This window comes from Stenotrophomonas sp. GW821-FHT09E08 (assembly GCF_059416125.1).
Map to the genome: position 1 here is coordinate 61282 of NZ_JBWKOO010000007.1, position 19409 is coordinate 80690.

Sequence of the window (19409 nt, forward strand, 5' to 3'; positions counted from 1 at the left end):
GATTGCCGGCCAGCGGCCGGCACTACCAGCACCCATTCAGCGCGCGACACGCCGTCGCCGTCCATCCGCGCTAACATGCAGGTTTTCCCCCGCAGGAACGCCCCGCATGAACTCGCGCAGCCCCCTTACCGTCGCCCTGATCCAGGAGCGCAACCACGGTGATGCCGCCGCCAACCTGGCGGTGATCGAAGCACGCGTGGCCGAGGCGGCTGCGCAGGGTGCCAAGCTGGTGCTGCTGCAGGAACTGCATAACGGTCCGTACTTCTGCCAGCACGAGTCGGTGGACGAGTTCGACCTGGCCGAGCCGATTCCGGGCCCGAGCACTGAGCGCCTGGGCGCGCTGGCGAAGAAGCATGGCGTGGTACTGGTCGGCTCGCTGTTCGAGCGCCGAGCTGCCGGCCTGTACCACAACACCGCGGTAGTGTTCGAAAAGGACGGCACGCTGCTGGGCAAGTACCGCAAGATGCATATCCCGGACGACCCGGGCTTCTACGAGAAGTTCTACTTCACCCCGGGCGACATCGGCTTCAAGCCGATCGATACCTCGGTGGGCCGCCTCGGCGTGCTGGTGTGCTGGGACCAGTGGTACCCGGAAGCGGCGCGCCTGATGGCGCTGGCCGGTGCCGAGCTGCTGCTGTACCCGACCGCGATCGGCTGGGACCCGGACGATGTGCAGGACGAGAAGACCCGCCAGCGCGACGCCTGGGTGCTGAGCCACCGCGGCCACGCCGTGGCCAACGGCCTGCCGGTGCTGAGCTGCAACCGCGTCGGCCACGAGGCTTCGCCGCTGGGCGCGTCGGGCATCCAGTTCTGGGGCAACAGCCACGTGCTCGGCCCGCAGGGCGAGTTCCTGGCCGAGGCCGGCACCGATGCCACCGTGCTGGTGTGCGACGTCGACCTGCAGCGCAGCGAGCACGTGCGCCGCATCTGGCCGTTCCTGCGTGATCGCCGCATCGATGCGTACGGCGACCTGCTCAAGCGCTACATCGACTGAGCCGGAGCCCGCGCATGGCCGTCCTCATCCGTGATGCCGGCCCGGCCGACATCGACGCGATCACCGCGATCTATGCGGTGGAAGTGACCGACTTCGTCAACACCTACGAGTACGACATCCCCGACGCGCCGGAGATGCTGCGCCGCATGCGCGACATCATCGACCGTGGCTTCCCCTACCTGGTCGCCGAGATCGACGGCCAGGTGGCCGGCTATGCCTACGCCAACACCTACCGCACCCGCATCGCCTACCAATGGACCGTGGAAAACTCGGTCTACGTCGATGCCCGCTTCCAGGGCCAGGGCGTGGGCGCCGGCCTGCTCCAGGCCCTCATCGACGCCTGCGTGGCGCGCGGCTACCGGCAGATGGTGGCGGTGATCGGTGAACCGACCAATGCCGCCTCCATCAAGCTGCACGAACGCTTCGGCTTCGAGCTGGTGGGCGTGTTCCGTGGCCTTGGCCGCAAGCATGGCCGCTGGCTGGATACCGTGCAGATGCAGCGCGCGCTCGGCGATGGCGCCGACACCGCACCTTCCAATGAATGAATCCATGACTGAAACCCTTCCTGACACCGGCGATGACCTGTTCGCCGGCCAGCCGGTACGCGTCGTTGAACGCGACGGCGTGCGCTACACCCTGCTCGGCACCGCGCACGTCTCTCGCGCCAGCGTCGAAGCAGTGGAAAAAGCGATCGACAGTGGTCGCTTCGACGCGGTGGCCGTCGAGCTCGATCCGCAGCGCCTGCAGGCCCTGAGCGACCCGGACACCCTGGCCAAGCTCGACCTGGTCGAGGTGATCCGCAAGGGCCGCGTCGCCCTGTTCGCCGCCAACCTGGCGTTGTCCGCCTACCAGCGGCGCCTGGCCGAGCAGCTCGACATCGAGCCGGGTGCCGAACTCAAGCGCGCGGTGGAACTGGCCCGCGAGCGCGATCTGCCGGTGCACCTGATCGACCGTGAAGTCGGCCTGACCTTCCGCCGTGCATCGCAGCGGCTGGGCTTCTTCGGCAAGCTGAAGCTGGTCGCCGGGCTTGGCGCCGGCCTGTTCTCGTCGGAGGAAGTGGGCGAGAACGAGATCGAGAAGCTCAAGCAGGGCGACATGCTGGAGTCGAGCTTCGGCGAGTTCGCCAGCGAGAGCCCGGCGCTGTACGAGACCATCATCGGCGAGCGCGACCGCTACATGGCCACGCGCCTGCGCGAAGCGCACGACCCGCAGCAGCGCGAAGTGCTGGCGGTGGTCGGTGCCGGCCACCTGGCCGGGCTGGCACGCTATCTGGAAACCGACACCGAGGCACCGGCACCGCTGCGCGCCGAGCTGGAATCGGTGCCGAAGAAGCGCAACATCCCGTGGTTCACGCTGGGCATCCTGGCCATCGTAGCGACCGGCATCGGCGTGGGCTTCTACCGCGGCGGGCTGGGCGTGGGCACCGAGCTGCTGGCGACCTGGGCGATGTACACCGGCGGTCTGGCCGGCCTGGGCTGCCTGCTGGCCGGTGGCCATCCGCTGAGCATCCTGACCGCGATCGCGGTGGCACCGTTCAAGCCGTTCCGCTTGAGCATTCCAACCGGCGCGTTCTCGGCACTGGTGGAAGCACGCCTGCGCAAGCCGGCGTACGAGGACTTCCTGAAGCTGCGCGACGATGCGCAGAGCCTGAAGGGCTGGTACCGCAACCGCGTCACCCGCGTGGTGCTGACCTTCATGCTGACCAACCTGGGCAGCATGCTGGGCCTGTGGCTGACCACGTTCAAGGTCTGGGGCAAGGTGGCGGGCTGATGGTCCCGCCACACGTGGCTATACTCGGCGTTTAAGGAGGAACACAGCGATGGATGCATATGACGCGCTGATGCGCGATGGTTACGTAGTAGTTCGCCAGGCCATCGCGCCGGCGCTGGTCCAGGACATCAACGAGCGCATCGCGCGCTTCAAGCAGCGCAACCCAAAAGCGGTAACGCGCAACCTGGACGATCACAATCGCATGTACCGGGTCGTCAACCTGCACCTGGCAGTGGATGCGATGACCCGCCTGCTCACCGACAACCCGGCCATCGACGTCTGCGACCGCTTCCTCGGTGAACCCACTACGCTCTACACCAGCCTCTACTACGAGCGCGGATCCGAACAGTCATTGCACCGCGATACGCCGCTGTTCTGCACCTCCCCGGGCGAGCGCTACATGGGGGTGTGGACGGCACTGGAGGCAGTTGATGACAGTAACGGCCCACTACGGGTGGTCCCGGGCAGCCACCTGCTGCCGCCCATTGATGTGCAGGCGCTGCGACGCACGGTCTTCGGCGACAGCCCGGTCGGCGCGATGTCGCCGGAGGGCTGGACTGCCTACCAGGATGCGGTAGCCCGCCAATGCGAAGATGCTGGCCTGCAACCGCAAGCGGTGCACGTGCAGGCGGGTGACGTCATCGTCTGGCACCCACAGTTGTTCCATGGCGGCGCCCCGCATCCTTCGTCCGGCACGCGCCGCAGCGTGGTGATGCATGTGACCCCGAAGTCGATGCCGGTCGGTCACATGGATGTCTTCTACGGACAGACCCACCCGCCGGAGAAGGCGCCATGGCGCTACTACCGACGCGGCCGGCGTGAGATCGCGCGGTTCGGCCATGTCGATTTCGGGCATGAATACACCCGGCGCACGCTGTTCCTGCGCAAGGCCTGAAAAAAAATGGGGGGAGACCGCCCCACTACGACCGGTCTCCCCCCACACCACAACACGTTGTCGTGCATTACAGCCGGGCAGCGCCCGGCTCTACCATCTCCAGACCGCGGGCGCGCCGGATCAGTCGCGTGACCGCACTGCGCAGGTCATCCAGCACCGCATAGATGGTCGGCAGGAACAGCAGGCTGACCACCGTCGAGAACGCCAGGCCACCGGCGATCGCGCGCGCCATCGGCGCGTACTCCGGGCCGTTGCCGAACATCTGCGTATTGGTCAGCGAGATCGGCACCATCGCCAGGATCGCCGTGCCCATGGTCATCATGATCGGGCGCAACCGCTCGCGCGAGCCTTCAACCAGTGCCTGCGTTCGGCCCATGCCGCCGCGCCGCAGGTTGTTGATGTGCTCGATCATCACGATGCCGTTGTTCACCACCACGCCCATCAGCACCAGGATGCCGATGAAGGACATGATTCCGAACGAGGTACCGGTGATCCAGAACAGCCAGAACACGCCGAAGATCGAGAACAGCACCCCACTCATGATCGCCGCCGGGAACAACAGCGACTCGAATACCGCAGCCATCACCACGTAGATCATCACCAGTGCGATCAGCAGGTTGAACACCATCTGCTGCATCGCTTCGTCGTCGTTGCCGTAGTCACCGCCATCGAAGGTGAAGCCATAGCCGGCCGGGAAGTTCATCGGCTTGAGCACCGATTCCATGGCCTTGCGGCCGTCCGGCGCGGTGACCTTCTCGGCCAGGTTGGCCTTGATGGTCAACGTGGTCTGGCGGTTGGTACGGCCGATCTGGGTGGCCGACGAACCGACGTCGACACTGACCAGGCTCAGCAGCGGCACGCTGCGGCCATCGCCGGTACGTACGCTGAAGCCGGCCAGATCCTCGGGGCTGCTCTGTTCGGCACCGGCGAAGCGCACCCATACCGGTACTTCGTTGTCACCACGACGGAACTCGCGCATCGGCGCACCGCGCAGTGCGAGGCCGACGAAGCTGGCCACCTGCTCGGCATTGAAGCCGAACGCCGCAGCGCGCTCGCGGTCAACGCGCACCTTCAGTTCACCGCCCTTCTCGCCGTTGTCGATGCGCACGTCGCGCAGCTCGGCACGCTGGGCCAGCAGCGGCACCACTTCCTGGCCGATCTCCTGCAGCATCGAACTGGAGTCGCCGACCAGCTGCACCTGTACGCCCTGATTGCCACCACCGCCGCCGTCGCCCCCTTGGTTGCCGACGAAATAATCGGTGCGGGCCGACTTCGGCAGCCCCTTGCGCAGCTCTTCCTGCAGCGCTTTGATGTCCTTGGCGTACTTCTCGTCGAGGGTGACCACGGTCGAGCTGCCTTCCTGCTCGCTGTACCAGGAGTACACCTGCTTCACGTGCAGGCGTTCGCGGTTCTGGTCGATCCAGCTCTCCACCCGTGCCACTTCCTCGGACATCTGCCGGTAGGTATAGGCGCCCTTCCACATGTAGCCGATGAAGATGTCCTTGCCGCCTTCGCCGCCGAACATATCGATCTTGGTCAGCTTCATCGGCACCAGGCTGACCAGCACCACCAGCAGGATGCCGAGCAGGCTCCAGCCGCGGTGGCGCAGTGACCAGTCCAGCAGCTGTGCGTAACGGCGCTGCAGGCGCGCGATCAGGCCGGTCTTCGAATGCACCAGCTTCGGCGTGGTCATGCGCGCGGACAGCATCGGGATCAGGCTGACTGCCACCAGCCACGAGGCCAGCAGCGAGACCGAGATGGTGATCGCGATCTGCGCCATGAAGATGCTGATGTTGTTGGTCTCGCCGAACAGGTTCGGTACGAATACGATGCAATGGCACAGGGTACCGGCGCTGAGCGCGATGGCCACGTTGCGGGTGCCGATGATCGAGGCCAGCCGTGGCTGCCCGGGCATGCGCTCGCGTTCCTGGTAGATGCTCTCCACCACCACCACGGCGTTGTCGACCAGCATGCCGACCGCCAGCAGCAGGCCCATCATGGTCAGGATGTTCAACGTCACCCCGACGAAGTACATGAACCCCAGGGTGATGGTGAAGCAGATCGGAATGGCCAGGGTCACCATCAGCGTGGATGGCCAGTGGCGCAGGAAGAAGAACAGCACGGTCACCGACAGGATCAGGCCGACGCCGCCGGCCTCGGCCAGTTCCAGCAACGAGGAGGTCACCGCCTTGCCCTGGTTGTCGATCACCTTGATCTGCACGTCGCGCATCGACGCCTCCCCGCGAATTGCCTCGACCTCGGCCAGCGCCGCGCGCGAAACCTCCACCAGATTGGCGCTGCGCTCCTTGAAGATGTCCAGGCCGACCGCCGGGTTGCCGTCCAGGCGGCGTCCATAGCTCATGCGCGCCGGCTTCAGCCGTATCTCGGCGATGTCACCCAGGCGCAGGCCCTTGGCGTTGATCACCAGGTCGCGCATTTCCTGCAGGTCGGTGATTTCGCCCACCGGCTGCACGCGCACGCGCTGGCCGTTGTCGTCGATCTGTCCGGCCGAGATCGAGAAATTCAGCGTGCGCAGGCGCTCGCTCAGCTCGTTGATGCTCAGCCCATGCGCGTTGAGCCGGTTCGGATCGATGGCGATCTCCACCTCGTTCGGCGGCGCGCCGGTGATGTCGACACGGGCCACGCCGGGAATGCGCTCGATGCGCCGCTTGAACTCGCGGTCGAGCATGTCATAGGCAGTGGTCAGATCGGTGGTACTGGCCAGGCGCACCTTCAGCACCGGCTGGTCACTGCTGGACCACTTGAACACGTTGTAGCGCTGCAGGTCGTCGGGCAGGTCGCTGCGGATCGCATCGATGCGCTCGCGCGCATCGGAAGCGGCAATCGCAATGTCGCGGTCCCAGTCGCTGAACTCGATGTAGATCAGCGCCGCCTCGGAGGTGGCCGACGAGCGCATGCGCTTGATGCCGGTCATCGTCGCCAGCGATTCCTCCACCGGGCGGATGATGGTCCGCTCCACTTCCTCCGGTGTCGAGCCGGTGTACGGGATCTGCACGAACAGGAACGGTGCCGAGATGTCCGGCAATGCTTCCAGCGGCAGCCGGAACGAGGCGATCAGGCCGATCACCACCAGCGACACGAAACACATGATGGTGGTGACCGGACGGCGGATGGAGAACTCGGCAACACTCATGCCGGTTCCTCCGCACCCGCCGCGCTGCCCGCTGCACCCGGCTCGATCCCGCCGGCATGCTTGCGGCCACGTTCGCGGTAATACACATCGCCGCGACGGTCCATCAGGTCATACACCACCGGAATGACCAGCAGGGTCAGCAGGGTCGACACCAGCAGGCCGCCGATCACGGTGATCGCCATCGGTGCACGCACTTCCGCACCCTCGCCCATCGCCACCGCCAGCGGCAGGAAGCCGAACAGCGTGCACAGCGTGGTCATGATGATCGGCCGCAGGCGTGAGCGGGCACCTTCCACCAGCGCCTCGTGCTTGGCCACGCCGGCCTCGCGCAGCTGGTTGACCTTGTCGATCAGGATGATCGCGTTCTTGGTGACCAGGCCGACCAGCAGGATCAGGCCGATGAACACCACCACCGAAATGGGCTTCCCGGTCAGCATCAGCGCCAGGATGGCGCCGACCAGCGCCAGCGGGATGGTGAACAGGATCACGAACGGGTGCAGCAGCGATTCGAACTGCGAGGCCATCACCAGGTAGACCAGGAAGATCGCCAGGCCGAAGGCGAAGATCAGCGACTTCGCCGCCTGCGCCAGCTCCTCACCCTGGCCACCGATATGCAGGCCGACGCCTGCGCCCAGCGGCTGTTCCGACACCATCTGCTGCACTTCGCGCATGGCCGCGCCAAGATCGATGTCGCGCAGGTTGGCCGACACCACCGCCACCCGGGTCTGGTCGGCACGGTGGATCTCGCTGGGGCCGGTGGTGGCGACCACATCGGCCACCGCGTCCAATGTGACCGGACGGGTGCTGCCCGGGTTGACGATCAGCCGACGGATGCTGTCCACGCTGGCACGATCACCTTCCTGTGCACGCACCAGCACGTCGATCTTGCGGTCACGGAAGCTGTAGCGGGTGGCGACGTCGCCGCGCACCTTCTTCACCACCACATCGGCGATCTGGCGCGTGGTCAGGCCCAGCGCACCTGCGCGTTCCTGGTCGAAGCGGATCTGGATTTCCGGGAAGCCCTCTTCCACGGTCGACTTCACATCGGCGTAGTGCGCGTTGCCGCGCAGCATCGCCGCCAGGCGCTGGCCGGCCACTTCCAGGGTTGCCATGTCCTGCCCGCGCAACTCGATTTCCAGCGGCGTGGAGAAGCTGAACAACGCCGGCCGTGCGAAGTCGACCTGTGCACCCGGATGCTGGCCCATGGTGTCACGCAGGCGCTCGGTGATCTCCGCTTCGGTACGCGCGTTGCCGCCGCCTTCCATCACCACGGTCAGCTTGCCGATGTTCTCGCCGCTCTCGGTGGGGCTGGCATCCAGGCGGGTGCCGCTGCCGCTGACACCGTACAGCGAAGCCACGCCCTGGCCCTTGCCGTGTGCCAGCTGCAGCTCGCGTACCAGTGCATCAGTCTGCTTCAGCGGCGTGCCGGCCGGCAGCTTCACCGTCATTTCGAAACGGTCCTGCGCCAGCTGCGGGATCAGGTCGGCACCGAGCATCGGCACCAGCGCCATGGTCGCCACGAAGATGATCGAAGCTACGCCCAGTACCTTGCCCGGATGCGCCAGCGCGCTCGGCAGCAGGCGCAGGTAGCCACGCTCGGCACCGGCATAGGGCTTCATCGCCAGATCGCTGGCCTTGCGCATCACCGGACCCACCACGGCCACCACGCCACGCCATACCCGCACCACCAGCCAGGCCAGTGCGTAGAAGCTCCAGCGCGCGGTCGCGACCACGCCACGGCGGCCCAGCGCGACCGGCTTCTGCCAGCGGTTCTGCGGCTGCCACGGTGCGTTCGGCGCCTCTTCCGGGAACGCCAGCGGCGGCCGTCCCTTCAGCGAGCTCAGCATCGGGATCAGGGTCATCGACACCAGCAGCGAGATCGCGATGGCGATCGCCACGGTCAATGCCTGGTCGCGGAACAGCTGGCCGGCGATGCCCTCGACGAACACCAGCGGCAGGAACACCGCGATGGTGGTCAGGGTGGAGGCGACCACCGCCATGCTCACTTCGCGGGTACCGACGATGGCCGCCTGCAGGATGCCCAGGCCACGCTCGCGGGCCTTGGCGATGCTCTCCAGCACCACGATGGAGTCATCCACCACCAGGCCGGTGGCCAGTGCCAGGCCGCCCAGCGACATCACGTTCAAGCTGAGGCCGAGCTGGCCCATGAAGAAGAACGTGGCGATGATCGAGACCGGCAACGACAGGCTGATCACGAACGTGCTCCAGCCGTCGCGCAGGAACAGGAAGATGATCAGGATCGCCAGCAGGCCACCGATCACCGCGTCCTTCTTGACGTCGGCGATGGCGTGCTCGATGAAGCGCGACTGGTCTTCAATGGTGGTCAGTTCAACATCGGACGGGAACGTGCCCTTGATCTGCTCCAGGCGCTTGCGCAGCGCTTCGGCGGTGGACACGGTATTGGCGTCGCCTTCCTTGTAGATCGCCAGTTCCACCGATTCCTTGCCGCCCAGGCGGATCACCGCTTCGCGTTCCTTGTAGCCCTGGCGCACGGTGGCCACGTCCTTCAGGCGAACCGGCACACCGTTGGCAACCACGCTGGAGCCACCACCGGACGATGCGCTCTGCGCCGCCGAGGCCGCCGCGATGGCCGCCGCCGAACCGGTCGACGCCGCGATGTTGAACATCTGCTGCAACGCCGAGTCAGCCGCGCTGCCGTTCGACGCCTGGGTGGTGACCAGCAGGTTGCGGATCTCTTCCAGATCAGCGAACTGGTTGACGGTACGCACCAGGAAGCGCTGCGAACCCTCCTCCAGGCGGCCGCCGGAGATGTTGATGTTCTCGTCCTTCAGGCGCTTGATGACGGTGTCGATGGGCAGGTTCAGCTGGGCAAGCTTCTGCTGGTCGATGTCGACCTGGATCTCGTCTTCCAGGCCGCCGCCGACCTTGACCGCCGCCACGCCGGTGACCGGCTCCAGCTTCTTTTTCAGGTCTTCATCGGCATAGCGGCGCAGGCCGGTCAGCTCGCGGATCGCATCGGCATCGGTGGCCGGCGCGTCCTTGCTCGACAGCACCAGGCGCATGATCGGCTCGGTGGACGGATTGAAGCGCAGCAGCACCGGGGCCTTGGCCTCCAGTGGCAGATTCAGCGCCTCCATCTTGTCGCGAACCTCCAGGCTGGCCTGGTCCATGTTGGTGCCCCAGGCGAACTCCAGCACCACATCGCTCTGGCCGGTGCGCGAGACCGATTTCAGCTTGCGCAGGTTCTTGACCACGCCGACCGCTTCCTCAACCGGCTGGGTGATCAGGGTTTCGATTTCGGTCGGTGCCGCGCCGGTGTATTCGGTGCGCACGGTCAGCGTCGGATAGCTCAGGTCCGGCAGCAGGTTGACCTTGAGGTTGCCCAGCGCGATCACGCCGAACAGCAGCAGGGTGACCGTGCACATGGCGATGGTCACGCGGCGGCGGGTGGCGAATTCCACCAGGCCGCCGCGCATGCCGGCGGCGGCGCCGTCGCTCGCCGGCGAGGCACCGTGTTCGTGGCCCGGGGCGGTCATTGCTTGCTCCCGGCCTTGTCCGCCGGCTTGGCAGCCGTTGCGACCGTCTTCGCCTTTGCCTTCGGATCGGCGATCACCTGCACCGCGGTGCCGTCGCGCAGGGCGACCTTGCCGGCGGTGACCACCTGATCACCGGCCGCCAGGCCATCACGGATCTCCACCCACGGGCCCTCGGCGTAACCCAGCTTGACCGGAACGCGTGCGACCTTGCCTTCGCGCACCCGGAACACCGCCGGTTCACCGTCGTCGAGGAGCGCCAAGCGCGGCACCACGAGCGCATCGGCACGCTGGTCGTAATCGATGCGGATGCGACCGAACATGCCGGGCTGCAGCGCGTGCGCGGCGCCGTCGAAGGCGCTGACCACGCGAAACGTGCCACTGCCCGAATCCACCACCGGCGCGATGCGATCGACCGTACCGGTGAAGCTCTGCCCCGGCAGCGCGTCGGCGGCCAGCGTCACCGGCTGGCCGGCGCGCAAGGTGGCCAGCTCGCGCTCGGGCACGTTGAGGGTGGCTTCCAGCCGCGAGTTGTCGACGATGCGGAAGATCGGCGTGTTGATCTGCACGAAGTTGCCGGTCTTGATCGAGCGCGAGGCGATCACGCCGGAAATCGGTGCGACCACGGTGGTGTAGGACAGTTCCAGCGTGGCCAGGCGGTACTGCGCGCGCACGTTTTCCAGGTCGTAGCGCAACTGGTCGACATCGGCGGCGCTGACCATCTGCTGGCCGACCAGTTTCTGCGCGCGCTGGTAGTTGTTTTCCAGCTTGCGCATCTGCGCTTCGCTCTGCGCCACGGCCAGGCGCGCACGGTCCGGGTCCAGCCGCACCAGCGGCTGGCCAGCGCTCACCCGCTGTCCCTCTTCGACCAGCACCGCCAGCGCCACGCCGGAGGTCTTGGCGACCACCTGCGATTCGGCGCGCGGCTCCAGCGCAGCAGTGCCGGTGTAGCTGGCGGCGACCGCGCGATGGCTGGCCACGGCCACCTCGACCGGAACCGCGTCGACCTTCTTCTCCTCCTTGGTCTCGGCGGCCTTGGCTTCGGAATTAGGCCCTGCGGCGCAACCGCCCAGCAGCAGGGAGGAGGAGATCAGCAGTGCGGCAGCGCAGATTCCGCTGCGACGGCCGGACAGGAGGGTTGGGTGCGACATCGTCAGATCCCTGGAGGATGCGTGGACAGGTGTGGTAGCAAAGTAATGCACCACTTCACGGCAACACCATATCCCAAAGGTCATGGTGCCTTCGTGCCGCTGGTCGGCCCGCCCCCCATTTCAGCTAGATGAAACCTGAGGCTATACTCGGGTCGTTCCGTACCCCACGCCGGAACGACCAGACCCGAATCCCCGGAAACGACACCATGCGCCCGCAGCCGCTCGCCGCTTGTCTCGCTCTGGCCGTCCTCCTGCCCCTCGGGGCCGCCGCACAGCCCGCTCCTGCTCCTGCCACACCCGCCCCGGCTCAGGCGCCCGCCGCCACGCCGCAGGCCACCGCTCCCACCGGCAATTTCGACAATGGCCGGGTACTGGCCTATACCTGCCAGGGGTGCCACGGCATCACCGGCTACAAGAACGCCTACCCCAGCTACCGGGTGCCGAAAATCGGCGGCCAGACCCAGCAGTACCTGGCCCAGGCCCTGACCGAGTACCGGCAGGGCAAGCGCAGGCATCCGACGATGCAGGCGCAGTCGATGAGTTTCAGCGAACAGGAGATCGCCGATCTCTCTGTTTACCTGTCCACCGTCAAGTAAGGCCCGCCCATGTCGAAAGCCGCGCATCCGATGCGTCACGCCATCGCCCTGTCCGTTGCCCTGCTGCTGGCCGCCTGTTCACAGTCGCAGGTGGAAAACAGCGAGAAATCCGCCGCCGACCCGGGCCATGCCAGCGGCGAACACGGGTCTTCATCCTCCGCCGGCCTGCCGCCGGGCCGCGAGGCCGCGGGCGCGGCCCGCGCCAAGGTGAAGAGCAAGGCCACCAACCAGAGCTGCATCGACTGCCACGGCGCCGACGGCAACGCGCCGATCGATGCGACCTATCCGAAGCTGGGTGGGCAGTACGGTGACTACCTGGCGCATGCGCTGCAGGCCTACCGCGCCGGTGACCGCCAGCATGCGCTGATGACGCCACAAGCGAAGGACCTGAGCGATCAGGACATTGCCGATCTGGCGGCGTACTTCGGCAGCCGGCCGAGCCAGCTGCGGGATCTGCACGGGGTCAAATGACCGCCGGCGCCCCGGTGGGTGCGGACCTTGGTCCGCACGGACCGTTGATTGGTGGGTGCGGACCGTTGGTCCGCACGGGTCCGGATATCCACGCATGGCGTGGATCTACTGAGCCGAGCGTGGGCTCGGCTCTACATCAATCGGCGCAACCGCTGGCGCCGACCGATACTCAGCCTTCCAGCTCTTCCCAGCGCGCGTAGGCCGCATCCAGCTCGGCCTGCACCTTGGCCAGCTGCTGGGTGTGCGCGGTCACTTCAGCGCTGCTGCGGGTGTAGAACGACGGGTCGTTCATCGCCGAGGTCAGCCCTTCGACGTCGCCCTCCAGCTTCTCGATGGTCTTCGGCAGCTGCTCCAGCTCGCGCGCTTCCTTGTAGGCCAGCTTGCGCTTGGGCGCTGCCGGCGTAGCGGCCGCTGCAGCAGGTGCGGCGGCGGCCGGCTTGGCGGCAGCCACCGCCGTCGGCGCGGCGGCAATGCTGCTGGCGTACCGCTGCCAGTCGCTGTAGCCACCCACGTACTCACCGATCACGCCGTCGCCTTCCATCACCAGCGTGGAGGTCACCACGTTGTCAATGAAGTCACGGTCATGGCTGACCAGCAGCAGCGTGCCGGTGTACTCGCCCAGCAGCTCTTCCAGCAACTCCAGGGTTTCCACGTCGAGGTCGTTGGTCGGTTCGTCCATCACCAGCAGGTTGGACGGCTGCGCGAACAGCTTGGCCAGCAGCAGGCGGTTGCGCTCACCGCCAGACAGGCGGGTGATCGGCGCACGCGCGCGCTCCGGCGTGAACATGAAGTCCTGCAGGTAGGCATGCACATGCTTGCGCTTGCCGTTGAACTCGAGGAAATCACGGCCCTCGGCCACGTTCTCGATGGCGCTCCAGTCTTCGCGCAGCACCGCACGGTACTGGTCGAAATAGGCGATCTGCAGGTTGGTGCCGGGATTGACTTCACCCTTCTGCGGCTGCAGTTCGCCCAGCAGCAGCTTCAGCAGTGTGGTCTTGCCGCTGCCGTTGGGGCCGATCAGGCCGATGCGGTCACCACGCAGGATGGTGGTGCTGAAGTCACGGACCATGGTGCGCTCGCCGAAGGCGAACGAAATGTCCTTGACGTCGATGACCTTCTTGCCCGAGCTGACGCCCTGGGCCGCTTCCATCTTGACGTTGCCACTGAGGTCGCGGCGCGCGGAGCGCTCGTTGCGCATCGCCTTCAGGCGGCGCACGCGGCCTTCGTCGCGGGTGCGGCGGGCCTTGATGCCCTGGCGGATCCAGACTTCTTCCTGTGCCAGCAGCTTGTCGAAGCGGGCGTTTTCCTGCGCCTGCGCGTTGAGGCGTTCCTCGCGGCGGCGCTCGTAGTTGGCCCAGTCACCGGGCCAGCTGGTGACCTGGCCGCGGTCGATCTCGACGATGCGGGTGGCCAGCGCACGCAGGAAGCGGCGGTCATGGGTGACGAACACCACGCTGCCGCTCCAGCCCTTCAGGAACGCTTCGAGCCAATCGATGGCTTCGATGTCGAGGTGGTTGGTCGGTTCATCCAGCAGCAGCACGTCGGGGCTGGACACCAGTGCGCGGGCCAGCAGCACGCGGCGCTTCATGCCGCCGGACAGGCGGCCGAACTCGGCCTCGCCATCCAGATCGAGCTTGGTCAGGGTTTCGCTGACGCGCTGGTCCAGGCCCCAACCGTTGGCGGCGTCGATCTTGGCCTGCACGTTGCCGAGCGCTTCGCCATCGAACACCTCGGCATGGCTGAGGTGGTGGAATTCGGCCAGCCACTGGCCCAGTTCGCCGAGACCGTCGGCGACGACGTCGAATACCGAGCCGGCGGCGCCGTGCGGCACTTCCTGCTCCAGGCGGGTGACGCGCACGCCCTGCTGCACACGGACTTCGCCGTCATCGGGCTTGTGGTCGCCGGACAGCAGCTTGAGCAGGGTGGATTTGCCGGCGCCGTTGCGGCCGATCAGGGCGATGCGTTCGCCCGGCTCGATCGACAGTTCGGCCTTTTCCAGCAACAACGGGCCGCCGACGCTGAAGTCGACGTTCTGTAGGGTAATCAGAGGCATCCGGCCATTGTACCGGTTGGGGGCGTCGGTCGGGTTGCACCCGGCACCCGCGGTAGTGCCGGCCGCTGGCCGGCAACCTCAACGGCAACGGCAGAAGCTGGTTTCCTGTGGGAGGCGGGACGGTATTCTGCTCTGGTGGGTGTCGACCTTGGTCGACACGGTAGATCTACGCCATGCGTGGATGAGCACTACAAGAAGTGTCGATGGATGGAATCGACTGGGAATCTGATGGCTTACCCCACCTCCCCCAGCAACGCCTGCAACCCCGGCAGCCATTGCTTGCCGGGGTGACGTACCAGCCACAGGGTGCGCTGCAGGGCAGGCAGCGGAGTCTCGAGCACGCGCAGGCGGCCGAGGGCCAGCGGCTCTTCCAGCGCATGACGCGAAAGACAGGCCAGACCCAGCCCGGCGATGGCGGCTTGCTTGATCGCTTCGGTATTGCCCAGCTGCAGGGTCTGGGCGAAGCCGCGCAGGTGCGGCAACAAGGCCTGCTCCACCGCTTCGCGGGTGCCGGAGCCCGGTTCGCGCAGCAACCAGCGGGCGCGGCGCAGTTCATCCAGCGACCAGCGCGCGGCAACGTCGGCGGCGGCCACGATCACCAGCGGGTCCTGCTGCCAAGCGGTGACCTGCAGGCCGCGCTCATGGCACGGGCCTTCGATCAGGCCGGCGTCCACATCCAGGCGCTGCACGGCAGCGACCACGCCGGCACTGTTGTCGATACGCAGGTCGACTTCGGCCTGCGGCGCCTGGCGCAGCAGTTCGGCGATGCGCGGCGGCAGCAGGTAGTTGCCGATGGTGGTACTGGCGGCCAGCACCAGCCGCAGCGGTGCACCCTGCGACGGGTCGCCGCCGGCAGCCAGCTGCCGCTCCAGATCGGCGGCGTTGACCAGTAGCGTGCGCGCCGGCTCCAGCAGTGCGCGGCCGTGGCCGTTCAGGGCCAGGCGGCGGCCGATGCGGTCGAACAACGGCGTGCCGAAGTGCGCCTCCAGCTCCTGCAGGGCGGCGCTGCTGGCCGATTGCGAAAGCGCAATGGCCTGGCCGGCAGCAGTGGTGCTGCCGTGGTCGGCGATGGCGACGAAGACCTGCAACTGGCGCAAGGTCAGGCGCATGGCGCTTACCTCCTTGATGGGTAGGTTTCACCCATATTATTCGTTTTACAGGTCATCGTCTGGGGCGCACGCTTGCCCCATCACTCCAGCCCTACCCTTGCCATGAACGCCCCCGCTCTCTCCCCCTGGTCCCTGCCCGCCCTGCGCCAACGCTGGCAACCGCGTCTGCCCGGCCTGCTGCTGGTGGGCCTGATCGCGGCGGCGTCACTGTATCTGGCCGAGCTGCCCTGGCTGCAGGCGCACGGGCTGAGTGCGCTGACCGTGGCCATCGTCGCCGGAATCGTGGTCGGCAACACCTTGTACCCGCGGTTGGCACCGAGCAGTGCGGCCGGTGTCGGCTTCTCCAAGCACTGGCTGCTGCGCGCCGGCATCGTGCTGTACGGCCTGCGCCTGACCTTCCAGGACATCGGCCATGTTGGCGTCACTGGCGTGCTGATGGACGTGCTGGTGGTCGCCAGCACCTTCGGACTGGCCTGCTGGCTGGGCATGCGCGTGTTCAAGATGGAACGCGAGGCGGCGATGCTGATCGGTGCCGGCAGCGCGATCTGCGGCGCGGCGGCGGTGATGGCCGCCGAACCGGTGGTGCGCGGCCGTGCTGCGCAGGTCACGGTGGCGGTGTCGACAGTGGTGGTGTTCGGCACGCTGGCGATGTTCCTGTATCCCGCCCTGTATGCGCTGGTGCAGTCGCACGGCTGGCTGGCGATGGACGCGCAGCAGTACGGCCTGTTCACCGGTGCGACGGTGCATGAAGTGGCACAGGTAGTGGCGGCTGGCCGCGCGGTCAACGAAGCGGCGGCCGATACCGCAGTGATCACCAAGATGGTGCGGGTGATGCTGCTGGCACCGTTCCTGGTGGCGCTGTCGCTGTGGCTGGCGCGTGGCGGCAAGGCCAGCGCCGACGGCAGCAAGGCGCGCATCGTGGTGCCGTGGTTCGCCTTCGGTTTCGTGGCGGTGGCCGGGTTCAACTCGCTGCATCTGCTGCCGGCCGGCCTGCAGGCCGCGCTGGTGCAGTTGGACACGGTCCTGCTGGCGATGGCGATGGCCGCGCTGGGCCTGACCACCCACGTCTCGGCGCTGCGCCAGGCAGGCCTGAAGCCGCTGCTGCTGGCGCTGATCCTGTTCGCCTGGCTGCTGTTCGGTGGGCTGGCGATCCACCAGGGCGTACTGGCCGCGCTGGGCTGAGCAGGAGAGTGCCGACCAAGGTCGGCACCCACATGGATGAAGGCCCTGGGGCAGGGAGCGGCCGCGCGGACGGGTACAATGCGCCATGACTGACTTCTCGACCCTGCCGCTGAGCCCGGCCCTGCAGCCCGGCCTGGATGCCCTCGGCTATACCACCCTCACGCCGATCCAGGCGCAGAGCCTGCCCGCCATTCTTGATGGCCGCGATGTGATCGCCCAGGCCCCGACCGGCAGCGGCAAGACCGCCGCCTTCGGCCTGGGCCTGCTGCAGGCGATCGACCCCAGCCTGATCCGCGTACAGGCGCTGGTGCTGTGCCCGACCCGCGAACTGGCCGACCAGGTCGGCAAGCAGATCCGCAAGCTGGCCACCGGCATCCCCAACCTGAAGCTGTTGCTGCTGGTCGGCGGTGTGCCGCTGGGTCCGCAGCTGGCTTCGCTGGAAGGCCACGACCCGCACGTGCTGGTCGGCACGCCTGGCCGTGTGCAGGAGCTGGCACGCAAGCGCGCGCTGAATCTGGGCGCGGTGCGCACGCTGGTGCTGGATGAAGCCGACCGCATGCTCGACATGGGCTTCGAGGAGCCGATCCGCGAGATCGCCGGCCGGACCCACAAGGACCGCCAGAGCCTGCTGTTCTCGGCCACCTTCCCGGACAGCATCCGCACCATGGCGCGTGACCTGCTGCGCGAGGCAGTGGAAGTGACCGTGGAAGGCGCCGACCAGGCACCGGCCATCCGCCACATGTTCTGCGAGGTGGAACCGGCACATCGCCAGAAGGCGCTGGCCGGCCTGCTGCTGAAGTACACGCCGGAATCGGCGGTGGTGTTCTGCAACACCCGCAAGGACGTGGACGAAGTGGCCAACTCGCTGCAGCAGTTCGGGTTCTCCGCACTGGCCCTGCACGGCGACATGGAGCAGCGCGACCGCGAGGAAGTCTTGTTGTTGCTGGCCAACCGCAGCTGCAACGTGCTGGTGGCCAGCGACGTGGCCGCACGCGGCCTGGACGTGGAAGAGCTGGCGGCGGTGATCAACTACGAACTGCCGACCGACGTGGAGAGCTACCAGCACCGCGTCGGCCGTACCGGCCGTGCCGGTGCCAGTGGCCTGGCGATCAGCCTGGTTGCGGGCCGCGAGAAGACCCGCGCCGAAGCCATCGAAGCGCAGATGGGTCAGCCGCTGGACTGGCAGAAGACGCCGCTGGCGACTTCGCGCCCGGCCGAGTTGCCGCAGGCCGCGATGCGCACGCTGCGTATCGACGGCGGAAAGACCGACAAGCTGCGCCCGGGCGACATCCTCGGTGCACTGACCGGTGATGCCGGCCTGTCGAGCAAGTTCATCGGCAAGATCGCGATCTTCCCGACCCGCTCCTATGTGGCGATCGCGCGTGAGCAGGCCAACAAGGCCGTGGCGAAGCTGGAAGCCGGCAAGATCAAGGGCCGTCGTTTCCGCGTTCGGATGATGTGATTGAAGCAGCGTTGCCAACCACGTTGGCAACGATCTGACCTGGTAGCGGCCAACCTTGGTTGGCCCGTCCATGGCGCCAGTCGCGAAAAGCGCTGCCAACCAAGGTTGGCAACTACCGGCTCCCGGCCATTCGCTCTGGTAGATGCCAACCTTGGTTGGCACCTACCCTCTAATCAGAACACCAGTTCGGTGTACAGCGGCAGGTCCGTTTCCCAGCGCGCGCGGCCGCCGAGGCCGTCGAGCTCGACCAGTACGCCGGCACCGACCACGTCAACGTCCAGGCGGCGCACCAGCGACAGCGCCGCGACCAGCGTGCCACCTGTGGCCAGCACGTCGTCGATGATCGCCACGCGGGCACCGGCCGGCAGCGCATCGGCGTGCACTTCGATGCAGTCGCTGCGATATTCCAGCGTGTATTCCTCGCGCAGCACCTGGCCCGGCAGCTTGCCCGGCTTGCGCACCGGCACGAAGCCGACGCCCAGTTCCAGCGCCATCGCGGCGCCGAGGATGAAACCACGCGATTCGATGCCGACCACCGCGTCCAGCTTCTGGTCGCGCCAGCGGTCAGCCATGGCAGTGACAGCACCGCGGAAGTCCTCGCCATGGGCGAGCAGCGGCATGATGTCCTTGAACAGGATGCCGGGCTTGGGGAAGTCGGCGATGTCGCGCAGGCGGGAGGCCCACTGCGGAGCGACGATGGCGTCGGTCATGTCACATTGGCTATCTGATGGCGGCATAGGGTACCCGTTCCGGGCGCCGCCTGCCTGTTGAGGGGTATCGGCCGGGCTGCGCCCGGCACCTGCAGAGGCTTCAAGCCAAGGCAACGGCAAAAGCAACGGCAACAGCGGGATTCCTGTGGGATGGCGGGGTGGGTCCGGTGGCGGGAGACGCCGTAAACCCCGCTCCGCGGTCCGGCCCAGCCGCTGGCGGCTGTGCGTTCGGGCGCTTGCGAAGCAGTGCTTCGCAAGCAAAGCACCCTCACCCTTGGGGGCTTGGCCGCGGCATCCATGCCGCGGACACTCCCGCCACCGGACCCACCGCGCCTTCGACAGATTTC

At 67.0% G+C, this 19409-nt stretch carries 14 protein-coding genes; 8 read left to right on the forward strand and 6 right to left on the reverse strand.

The annotated features are described in order from the left end of the window. Positions 1-106 precede the first annotated feature (106 nt). From AC07M7_RS11010 to AC07M7_RS11025, 4 genes are read left to right on the forward strand one after another with little or no spacing between them, the layout of a single operon-like run. Positions 107-994 carry a carbon-nitrogen hydrolase gene (locus AC07M7_RS11010; RefSeq protein ID WP_046983810.1) on the forward strand — a complete coding sequence of 296 codons (888 nt, stop codon included), beginning with the start codon at positions 107-109 and terminating at the stop codon, positions 992-994. A gap of 14 nt (positions 995-1008) precedes the next feature. Continuing rightward, positions 1009-1539 carry a GNAT family N-acetyltransferase gene (locus AC07M7_RS11015; RefSeq protein ID WP_046983811.1) on the forward strand — a complete coding sequence of 177 codons (531 nt, stop codon included), beginning with the start codon at positions 1009-1011 and terminating at the stop codon, positions 1537-1539. A gap of 4 nt (positions 1540-1543) precedes the next feature. Beyond that, complete coding sequence (locus tag AC07M7_RS11020; RefSeq protein ID WP_136639466.1) at positions 1544-2764, forward strand: TraB/GumN family protein; 1221 nt, start codon at positions 1544-1546, stop codon at positions 2762-2764. A 49-nt stretch (positions 2765-2813) separates the two neighbouring features. Next, positions 2814-3659 (forward strand): phytanoyl-CoA dioxygenase family protein, encoded by an 846-nt coding sequence (locus AC07M7_RS11025; RefSeq protein ID WP_046983813.1) that lies wholly within the window; start codon positions 2814-2816, stop codon positions 3657-3659. A 67-nt stretch (positions 3660-3726) separates the two neighbouring features. Here the strand turns inward: AC07M7_RS11025 and AC07M7_RS11030 are convergent, their stop codons facing one another. From AC07M7_RS11030 to AC07M7_RS11040, 3 genes are read right to left on the reverse strand one after another with little or no spacing between them, the layout of a single operon-like run. Continuing rightward, entirely contained in the window at positions 3727-6813 is a 3087-nt protein-coding gene (locus tag AC07M7_RS11030) for an efflux RND transporter permease subunit (protein ID WP_495207385.1), read from the reverse strand. After that, entirely contained in the window at positions 6810-10331 is a 3522-nt protein-coding gene (locus tag AC07M7_RS11035) for an efflux RND transporter permease subunit (RefSeq protein ID WP_495207386.1), read from the reverse strand. The genes AC07M7_RS11030 and AC07M7_RS11035 overlap by 4 nt, the downstream gene beginning before the upstream one ends. After that, positions 10328-11479, reverse strand: coding sequence for an efflux RND transporter periplasmic adaptor subunit (locus tag AC07M7_RS11040; protein ID WP_136639468.1), 1152 nt, complete (start codon positions 11477-11479; stop codon positions 10328-10330). The genes AC07M7_RS11035 and AC07M7_RS11040 overlap by 4 nt, the downstream gene beginning before the upstream one ends. Positions 11480-11685: 206 nt before the next feature. Between AC07M7_RS11040 and AC07M7_RS11045 the strand changes: the two genes are divergently transcribed. Continuing rightward, the gene (locus tag AC07M7_RS11045) at positions 11686-12075 is read left to right on the forward strand and encodes a c-type cytochrome (RefSeq protein ID WP_428708987.1); all 390 of its coding nucleotides are present in this window, start codon (positions 11686-11688) and stop codon (positions 12073-12075) included. 9 nt (positions 12076-12084) lie between these two features. Then, the gene (locus AC07M7_RS11050) at positions 12085-12546 is read left to right on the forward strand and encodes a c-type cytochrome (protein WP_495207387.1); all 462 of its coding nucleotides are present in this window, start codon (positions 12085-12087) and stop codon (positions 12544-12546) included. 169 nt (positions 12547-12715) lie between these two features. Here the strand turns inward: AC07M7_RS11050 and AC07M7_RS11055 are convergent, their stop codons facing one another. Both AC07M7_RS11055 and AC07M7_RS11060 read right to left on the reverse strand, forming a co-directional pair. Continuing rightward, positions 12716-14599: an ATP-binding cassette domain-containing protein gene (locus AC07M7_RS11055; protein WP_046983818.1), complete on the reverse strand. Its 1884-nt coding sequence runs from the start codon at positions 14597-14599 to the stop codon at positions 12716-12718. A gap of 233 nt (positions 14600-14832) precedes the next feature. Continuing rightward, entirely contained in the window at positions 14833-15708 is an 876-nt protein-coding gene (locus AC07M7_RS11060) for a LysR family transcriptional regulator (RefSeq protein WP_136639472.1), read from the reverse strand. 102 nt (positions 15709-15810) lie between these two features. Between AC07M7_RS11060 and AC07M7_RS11065 the strand changes: the two genes are divergently transcribed. Then, positions 15811-16890 carry a YeiH family protein gene (locus AC07M7_RS11065; protein WP_495207388.1) on the forward strand — a complete coding sequence of 360 codons (1080 nt, stop codon included), beginning with the start codon at positions 15811-15813 and terminating at the stop codon, positions 16888-16890. 85 nt (positions 16891-16975) lie between these two features. After that, positions 16976-18352: an ATP-dependent RNA helicase DbpA gene (gene dbpA / locus AC07M7_RS11070; protein WP_495207389.1), complete on the forward strand. Its 1377-nt coding sequence runs from the start codon at positions 16976-16978 to the stop codon at positions 18350-18352. Positions 18353-18525: 173 nt separating this feature from the next. On the opposite strand, the gene AC07M7_RS11075 is transcribed toward dbpA, so the two are convergent. After that, the gene (locus tag AC07M7_RS11075) at positions 18526-19062 is read right to left on the reverse strand and encodes an adenine phosphoribosyltransferase (protein WP_136640089.1); all 537 of its coding nucleotides are present in this window, start codon (positions 19060-19062) and stop codon (positions 18526-18528) included. Positions 19063-19409: the final 347 nt, after the last annotated feature.